The 2,713-nt window shown below is 49.4% G+C and carries 2 protein-coding genes; both read left to right on the top strand.

Features of this window, described 5'->3' with window-relative positions; translation table 11 throughout:
* The first annotated feature begins 683 nt into the window (after positions 1–683).
* A complete protein-coding gene (locus KJ970_14870) occupies positions 684–1,067 on the top strand; it encodes a hypothetical protein (GenBank protein ID MBU2692202.1) in 384 nt (127 codons plus the stop codon).
* Positions 1,068–1,706: 639 nt separating this feature from the next.
* Positions 1,707–2,576: a restriction endonuclease gene (locus tag KJ970_14865; GenBank protein MBU2692201.1), complete on the top strand. Its 870-nt coding sequence runs from the start codon at positions 1,707–1,709 to the stop codon at positions 2,574–2,576.
* Positions 2,577–2,713 lie beyond the last annotated feature (137 nt).

The raw sequence follows: 2,713 nt of genomic DNA, 5'->3' as shown, positions 1-2,713 counted from the left end.
GCAAGGGTGGTGCTGAAAATGTGGCGACAAGACCCCATCCGGCAGATCCCGCAAACGGAGCTCCATTTGTAACGGCAATTGAGGTGTCCCGACCCAAACTTGGGGCCGGGGGGCCCGCTCTAATCTCTTACGATTCATCGTCTTGGAGGTGATGGAAACCGGGTATCGGTCTTCGTGCGGGTGACTGTTTTAACGGCCATCGGGCGTTATCCATCGGCATAGGGAACCAGATCAGAGAGATCGATCCAATGTGTTTGCCTGCAAAGGTGGCCACAGAGGCCTATCGAACCAGAATTGCGAATAGGAATTGCGCTCGATGAGCCTCTGCCTCCAACAGCTTGGTGCCAATCCATGGGCGCCGATCGACGGACCTTTCATCAGGTTACCGAGATGGCGAGAGACAATTCACTCGAATCGGGTTGTGATAGAAGAGTGGAGCGGCCGCCGGTGTGACGAGTAAACCAAGAGAGCAAGGAACGCGGTTTTGAGCCGGGCAATCCGAGCCATTTCGGTAGTGGTGATGATCATTTCGAGCGCATAACGAGCTTTTGAACCTGTCGAGAGCGCTTGTCACGCCCCCCGCTTTTGTGGGAGAATGGTGGCGTTGAGAAGACGCGGGCGGGCGGGGGTCGCGCCAAGCACCCTCGCAGGTTAAAAGAACGTTAGATTGATATGAGGTCTGGGTGAGAAAAGGTATTGCACTAAGATTTCTTGCAACATGGTTGATTTGTACGATCATAGCGATCATTTACATACTCGTTAATAAGAATTTTCGTTTTGATTGGGAATATTTGCTTGGTGGGGTAATGTTTCCTTACCACTTTGTCTTTTTCATGATTGTCATGTTTGAAGATATTTTCTCAGCTTACAAGAAATTTACGGTCGGAGAGTGGCTTTTCGCAGGCGCAGCTTATCTTTCGCCGATCGCCATGTCGGCGACCTTGATTTCGGCACTTGTAAAACCCTCTCGAGGACGCGAGCTAATTGCACACTTACTCATTTTTCTATTTTTCGTGTTGGGTATCTTGTGGATTGAGTATACGATTGCTCCAAGAATCAGGAATTGACAGCTCGGGATGGCCGAGATAATGATTGCCTTCGCCGGAAATAGTCTGATGCATGTGAAAAAGCAACCAGCATGAATAGAAATATATTGCATTTGGCAAAGCGCCTGGCCATTCACTCCGTCATCGGAATAGCGATAATTCTTGTTCTGTATTTCATTGAGTGGCAATTTATCTCGATGGATAGGAATTGGGCAGAAGAGAATCTTCTAATATGCCTTTGGGTCCTTATGCCTATTCCCCCATTAGCTGGGTGCTTTGTTTTTAGCTATCTTTCCTGCCCGCACCTCGGGGACCGAATATTTCCATACGCTATTGGCAACCCGGCGATGTATGTATATGTAGGAAATGCGCTAATTAATGGTGGCCCAAAGATCAGCGGGATTTTCGGGCAGCTGATTGCATATAGTTGGGTTTTTGTCATAACATCATTTTTGGGTATAATAATGGGAGATCAGTTATATAAAAGGTTAAATTATCCACAGAATGACTAATCTCTACGACAATCTAACGAACTCATTAACCCGCCGAGATGCCCTTGTCACGCCCCTCGCAAAGTGAGATCATAGTGTCGCGAAGTTGAGAGAAGCGAGGGTCGCGCCAAAGACCCTCGCGGGTTATGAGAACGTTAGGTTTACAATAATGAAAAAGCGAAAGTCAGAGTTCGTGGGGTGGATGGGGCCAATTCTAGACGCCCTTCGTGCGCTGGGTGGTTCTGGCAAGCCACAGGAGGTTTTGGATTGGATAGTTGAACGATTTGATTTGAGTGAGAGACTGGAGGAGACGCTGAGATCGGGTCAGACCAGGTTTTATAATCAAGTTCACTGGGCTCGCCAAAACCTCGTCTGGGAGGGGCTACTCGACGGCTCAACGCGCGGGGTCTGGACACTGACGCAAAAAGGTTACGAGACTTCATTGGATGAAGTATCGGCTCGAGATATTTTTCTTAAATGGGTGAAAATCCACGCGGAAGCAAGGAAAAACGTCGAAGAGACAGGGACAACCCCGGACGAAGACGATCATGTTGACATCATAACCGAAGATCACAAAGGTGTTTTGCTTGAGCTTCTTACGAAACTCACGCCAGAAAACTTCGAGCGTATCTGCGCGCGGCTTCTTCGCGAATCCGGGTTTGAAAAGGTGACAGTTACCGGTGGACCCAAAGACGAAGGAATTGATGGAATAGGAATACTCCAGGTAAATGCATTTGTTAGCTTCAAGGTCCTATTTCAGTGCAAACGATACACCAATCGCGCAGTGACGCGGTCCCAGGTGGGCGATTTTCGAAATGCGATGATTGGCCGTGCTGATAAGGGCATCATCATAACAACAGGGACATTCACTGCCGATGCCCGTCAGGAGGCCGATCGGGCCGGCGCCCCTCCTGTTGAGCTCGTTGATGGCGAGAAACTTGTGGAGATGTTCGAATCTGTTGAGCTTGGCTTGAAGCCGAGGACTGTATACGAAGTGGATCGAGCCTTCTTTTCGAGTTTTCTGCCAAAAGAAACCTAACGCCTATGAGGCCACCGGTTGTCAATGGCTAGATGTCTCCCTTTGGCGGCTGTAGAGCAGCCGCCATCCTCTTCCGTTGCTGTGAGGTGATTGCATTCTCCCTGACTTTGTTTCCCGCCGGGTACAGGACGCGCCTG

This window comes from Candidatus Eisenbacteria bacterium, assembly GCA_018831195.1.
Taxonomy (GTDB): Bacteria; Eisenbacteria; RBG-16-71-46; order CAIMUX01; family JAHJDP01; genus JAHJDP01.
This window is presented reverse-complemented; position numbering and strand designations above follow the sequence as displayed.

What these genes read in the sequence shown, in the direction of transcription:
- KJ970_14865 (MBU2692201.1), top strand. Translation starts at nt 1,707, where the DNA reads ATGAAAAAGCGAAAGTCAGAGTTCGTGGGGTGGATGGGGCCAATTCTA.